The organism is Flaviflagellibacter deserti (assembly GCF_042652085.1).
GTDB lineage: Bacteria > Pseudomonadota > Alphaproteobacteria > Rhizobiales > Methylopilaceae > Flaviflagellibacter > Flaviflagellibacter deserti.
Genome location: NZ_JBHSJF010000004.1, coordinates 177477 through 183818, shown reverse-complemented (window position 1 = coordinate 183818; position 6342 = coordinate 177477). Strand labels below are relative to the sequence as shown.

Annotated in this window: 2 protein-coding genes; both read left to right on the top strand. The window is 62.0% G+C overall.

Features of this window, described 5'->3' with window-relative positions; translation table 11 throughout:
• On the top strand, window positions 1-515 hold a 515-nt coding region (locus tag ACFPFW_RS04700; RefSeq protein WP_379769638.1), incomplete at its 5' end, for a hypothetical protein.
• Between the two features lie 170 nt (window positions 516-685).
• Window positions 686-6283 (top strand): ExeM/NucH family extracellular endonuclease, encoded by a 5598-nt coding sequence (locus ACFPFW_RS04695; protein WP_379769635.1) that lies wholly within the window; start codon window positions 686-688, stop codon window positions 6281-6283.
• Window positions 6284-6342: the final 59 nt, after the last annotated feature.

The window sequence follows — 6342 nt, the reverse complement described above, 5'->3', positions numbered from 1 at the left end:
GTCTTGCTCTCGATTTGTCGAAGCTGATGAAGTTCACCGACTTTGACGGCGACGCCATCGACCTTGCCGCCGGCTCGTTCACCGTCAACGTCATCGACGAGCAGGGGGGTGGAAACGACACCTTCGCATTTCCTGCCGGTTATGAAGAGATTTGGCGCTCATTTGACAGCGCAAGCATGCTCGACCACGACATTGCGGGTCCATTGGATGGAGCGCGCCTCGGTCCTCAGGCTGCAGACGATCAGTTTATCTTTGAGACGAGCGCACTGGCGAATATCGACGTTCGTGATTTGATTTTGGAATCGCAGGGCGATGACGGCATCGATTTGGCGGACATCTTCGGCGGCTTTCAAGCGGAAGCAAGCACCTTAGCGACGAATGAAGCAAGCCCATCTTCAGATCACAAAGATGGATTCGGTATCGGTGCGGATACCGCATCGTTTGCCATGCTGACCGTAAATGCCGGGATAGAGATCCTATACAAAGAGGATCACAGCGCGGGTAGCTCTACCTAATATTGATTTCCAGAGAGAGATGTACAGAGCGTAGTTATTATGCTCTATCGGGAAAACATGAGCCATTATCTGCAGAAATATCTTCCGCAATACGTTGTCACCGTAATGTAGTGATAATGCAATTACGCTTATCGCCTGATGTATCGTCAATTTACGTTCAGGGGAGCAAAATGGTGCGTCTGCTGGAAGAGAGTTTCGACGGGTTTACTGCCGGCGGATTGGCTCCAATTCCAGAGGCGGGCCAGCTCGACTCCGACGTCTGGCGTGCGACCGGCCTGAGCGACGAGGCCGATCCGCAGTTCGGCGGCACCTACAGCTCGACCTCAGGCGATTCCGATTTCGGACGCGGCGTCATCAGCGGCGATCCGACCACGGCCGGCCTTTACGCGCTTGCAGCAGCGACGCCGGGTAACGGCGCGGCCCTGATGTACCAGGCGACCGCGGCCGAAGGCCGTGAGGACGGCGCGATCCAGGCGCGGGTGCAGAACACGACCGGTTCGGTTCTGGACGCAGTGACGATCGGCTTCGACTGGGCGTTCCGCAACACCGGCGACCGCGCATCGAGTCTCGTCTTCGAATATTCGACCGATGGTGGCGTCACCTTCACGGCGGTGCCGGCCGGCGCCTTCGCGACCCCGGCCGCGCAGTCCGGGCAGACCGCCCTCTACGACAGCAATACCGGAGCGAACGCGCTCAACCTGTCGGGCCTCGGAATTGCCGCAGACGGGTTCCTCGACCTGCGCTGGCGCCACGACACCTCGACCGGCGGCGGCAATGTCGACGAATTCGGCATCGACAACGTCACGGTCGACACCGTGGGCGGCGGCGAGACCGGCACCCGCGTTTCGATCGGCGATGCCACGATCGTCGAGGGCGATGACGGCACCCAGACCCTGACCTTCACCGTGACGCGCAGCGACAATAGCGGCGCGTTCGCCGTCGATTACGCGACCTCGGGCGGCACGGCGACGGCCGGCGAGGACTACGACGCGACGAACGGCACGGTGAGCTTCGCCGCCGGCGGCGACCTCACGCAGACCGTGTCCGTCACGATCAGGGGCGACACAGTTTCCGAGGCGAACGAGACCTTCAACGTCAACCTCGGCAATGTCGTGAACCAGAGCGGCGAGGCGATCCTTGCCGACGGCTCGGCGACCGGCACGATCCAGAACGACGACGTCACCAAGATCAGCCAGATCCAGGGCACGGGCGCGGCGAGCACCATGGTCGGCCAGATCGTGACGGTCGAGGCGATCGTGGTCGGCGACTTCCAGAACGGTGACGCCGACGGCGGGCGCAATCTCGGCGGCTTCTATCTCCAGGAAGAGCTGGTCGACCAGGACGGCAATGCCCTGTCCTCCGAAGGCGTCTTCGTGTTCGGCGGCGATGCCGCCGGCCTGAACGTCGGCGACCGCGTCCGCGTCACCGCCACGGTCACCGAGAACTTCGGCCTGACGCAGCTCAACGCGACCAATGTCACCGTGGTGGAGGCCGGCGCCGTCGCCGACATCAACACGATGGCGGTCGAGATCGACCTGCCGTCCGCCGGCGTGACGTTGAACCAGAACGGCCAGTACCAGCCTGACCTCGAAGCCTATGAAGGCATGCTGGTCACGATTCCCGAGACGCTGACCATCAGCGAGCAGTTCAACCTCGACCGCTTCAACGAGATCAAGCTCGTGGCCGGCGACCGCGAGGCGCAGTTCACCCACGACAACGAGCCGGACGCGGCGGGTTATCAGCAGCACCTGCAGGAGCTCGGCAGCCGCACCATCACCTATGACGACGGCCTGAATACGCAGAATCAGCCGATCGGCAATCTCGACGGCTTCGGCCCGGACTACGACACCGCGAACGCGCCGCGCATGGGCGACACCGTGACCGGCCTGACCGGCGTGCTGGACTATCAGTGGGCCGGCGCTTCCGCATCGGGCTCGACCTGGCGTGTTCGTTCGGTCGAGGAAGGCGCGAACGAATTCGTCAGCGCCAATCCACGTGAAGATGCGCCGGAGGACGTCGGTGGACGTCTCAAGGTCGCGAGCTTCAACGTTCTCAACTATTTCAAGATGATCGACTCGATCCAGGAAGGTTCGGGCTCTCCCGACAATCCGGGCGACAACACTGCCGGCGGCTTCGATCCGCGTGGCGCCGACGGCATTGCCGAGTTCGATCGCCAGACCGAGAAGCTCGTCAACGTGCTGGCGACGCTCGACGCGGACGTGCTCGGCCTGCTCGAGATCGAGAACGATTTCCTGCTCGGCTCAAGCGGCAACGCGCTGCAATATCTCGTCGACAAGCTGAACGAGAAGCTCGGCAGCGATGTCTATGCCTGCGTTGATCCCGGCCAGCAATTCGTCGGCGGCGACGCGATCGCGGTGGCCTGCATCTACAAGCAGTCGACTGTTGCGGTGTCCGGCAACGTCGCGATCCTCGACGACAGCCAGGTCTCGGCGGAGCTTCTCGACCAGAGCGAGCTCGGCGCCATCTTCAACGGCGTCAACACCAGCCGCGCCGCACTCGCGGTAACCTTCGAGGAACTCTCAACGGGCTACGAATTCACCGCGGCGGTCAATCATCTGAAGTCCAAGAGCGCCTCGGCAGACGCCCCGCCGACCGGTGCCGACGCGGACGCGCTCGACGGCCAGGGCGCTTGGACGAACCAGCGCGAGCTGGCGGCCACCGCCCTGACGCACTGGATCGCCACCGATCCAACGGGTTCGGGCGACAAGGACGTGCTGCTGCTCGGCGACTTCAACTCCTACTTCCGCGAAGACACGATCGATCTGATCAAGAGCGCGGGTTACGAGAACCTCCAGGAGCGCCTGGAAGACCCGTATTCCTATGTGTTCGACGGCCAAACCGGCTCACTCGACTACATCTTCGCCAATGGCGACCTCGCCGGCGAAATCACGGGCGTCACCGAATGGCACATCAACTCCGATGAGGCCGACGGGCTCGACTACAACACCGATTTCGGACGCGACCCCGACATTTTCGACCCGGATTCCGTTGTCCGCGTCTCCGATCACGATCCCATCATCATCGGCCTCAATCTTACCGAGGAGGAAGCCCCCGTGGCTGAGAACTTCAAGCTCCAGATCCTGCACGCATCCGACTTCGAAGCCGGCCTCGGCGCCGTCGACCGCGCGAAATATTTCGGCGCCATCGTCGACTATCTCGAGGATACCGAAGAAAACTCGATCACGCTGTCGTCCGGCGACAATTATCTGCCGAGCCCGTTCTTCAACGCGGGCGGCGATCCGGCGATGAAGGAAGCGATCGAGACGGCGCTAGAGGATTATTACGACCTCGCGCCGGGCACGCTGAACCTCGGCGCCAGCGTCGGCCGCGCCGACATGGCGATCCTGAACATGCTCGGCATCCAGGCCTCCGCCATCGGCAATCACGAATACGATGCCGGCACCCGCGAGTTCCAGAACATCATCGGCCGCACCAATGTGGTCGACGGTGCGAGCGCCGGCTGGCTCGGCGCGCAGTTCCCCTATCTCTCGGCGAACACCGACTTCTCGGGCGATCCGAACCTGAACCCGCTCTACACGTCGGAAATCCGCGACGCCGCCAGCTATAATATCGACCCGACCGTCGATCTGCCCGGCAGCCCGACCGGCCTGTCGGCCAAGAAGATCGCGCCGGCCACGATCATCACCGAGAACGGCGAGAAGATCGGCGTCGTCGGCGCGACGACCCAGATCGTCCAGAGCATCTCCTCGACCGGCGGTATCGAGATCATCGGCGACAATGTCGACGACATGCCGGCTTTGGCGGCGATCCTGCAGCCGACGATCGATGCGATGCTCGCGCAGGGCGTCAACAAGATCATCCTGGTCAGCCATTTGCAGCAGCTCGCTCTGGAAAAAGCGCTGGCTCCGCTGCTGCACGGCGTCGACATCATCATTGCCGGCGGCTCGCACACGCTGCTCGCCGACGCGACCGACGACCTGCTGCCGGATGACACGGCGGTGGACACCTATCCGCTCCTGACCACGAACGCCGACGGCAAGGCGCTGGCGATCGTCAACACCGACAGCGAATACTCGTATGTCGGCCGCCTGGTCGTCGAGTTCGACGAGAACGGCGACCTGATCGCCGACAGCGTGGACCCGAATGTAAGCGGCGCCTATGCCGCGGACCAGGAAACGGTCGACGAGCTCTATTCCAACCCGCTCGACATTGACGGCGACGGCACCACCGACACGGCCTTTGAGCACGGCAGCCGCGGCGACCTGATCGGCGATGTGACCAATGCGGTCGATGCGATCATCACCGCCCAGGACGGCAATATCTTCGGCAGCTCGGAAGTCTATCTTGAAGGCCGCCGCGAAGAGATCCGCCAGCAGGAAACCAATCTCGGCAACCTCTCGGCCGACGCCAATCTCTGGTACGCCCAGCAGGTCGACGACACCGTCCTGATCTCGATCAAGAACGGCGGCGGCGTGCGTGACTCCATCGGCCGCGTCGAAGCGGTCGGTGGTTCCTCGCAGGAACTGCCCCCGGCGGCCAACCCGGACGCCGGCAAGCAGGAAGGCGAAATCTCGCAGCTCGACATCGCCAACTCGCTGCGCTTCAACAACGCGCTCTCGCTCGTCACGGTGACGGCCGCTCAGCTCCTGTTGGTGCTCGAGCATGCGGTTGCCGCGACCACGTCGACGGCGACGCCGGGCCAGTTCGCCCAGATCGGCGGCGTCTCGTTCAGCTTCGACGACGACCTGCCGACGGGCCAGCGCGTCCTCTCGGCGGCGCTGATCGACGAAAACGGCAACCCGACCATGGCTCTCGTCGAGAACGGCGAACTCGTCGTCGATCCGGCGCAGGCCTTCCGTCTGGTGACGCTGAGCTTCCTCCTGACCGGTGGCGACAGCTATCCCTTCGCCCAGTTCATTGCGGCCAATCCGGCCTTCGCGAATGTTGTCAACCTGACCCCGGACCTCGTTCCGGATGCCGACCAGGTCGCCAATTTCGCAGCCGAAGGCACCGAGCAGGACGCCTTTGCGGAATATCTCGCCGAGCACTATTCGGAGCAGGCCTATAACGAGGTCGATACCGACCGCACCGGTGACACCCGCATTCAGAACCTCGATTTTCGCGACGACACCGTGCTCCAAGCGGAAGGTATCGTACAAAATGGAGGCGCTGGCTCGGATACGATTGTCGGCGGCTTGGGTGACGATGTGATTTCGGGGGGCGGTGGCAACGATGCGTTGCGAGGGCATGCCGGAGATGACGAGCTGCGAGGGGATCTCGGACATGACGAACTCAACGGAGGATCTGGCGATGATTTCCTGAGTGGAGGTGCCGGAGATGATCAGTTTTTCGGAGGATCTGGCGACGATATACTTTTGGGTGGGATGCGAAATGACGTCCTGAACGGCGGAGATGGCGACGACGTTCTTGTCGGCGGCGGAAATAACGACGTTATGAGCGGCGGTGAAGGCGCCGATACCTTTATCTTTGGCCCCGAGTTCGGCCGCGATCGCATCGTCGATTTCGATCCAAATTTCGATACTATTGGTATTGTCCAGGAGCTCTCGGAGAGCTTCGACGTCTATACAAATTTCCTCGACCTACACGCGAGCAACGTGAGCTACAGCGTTAAAAATGTTGATCTCAACAAAGATCGTTTGGCAGATGGCGTCGAGATTGCGTCAGCGGCATTCGGAAGCGTTGTCTTGGAAAATTGGACAGTGCAAAGCTTAACCGCAGCAGGACATCTGAGCGACGGCCATATTGTTGGAGGATGGATCGGGTAAAGGCGCTGTTCGGCGTATTTTTAGCGGCACAATGCCACTCTTCCAAAGAAATCCTGTCG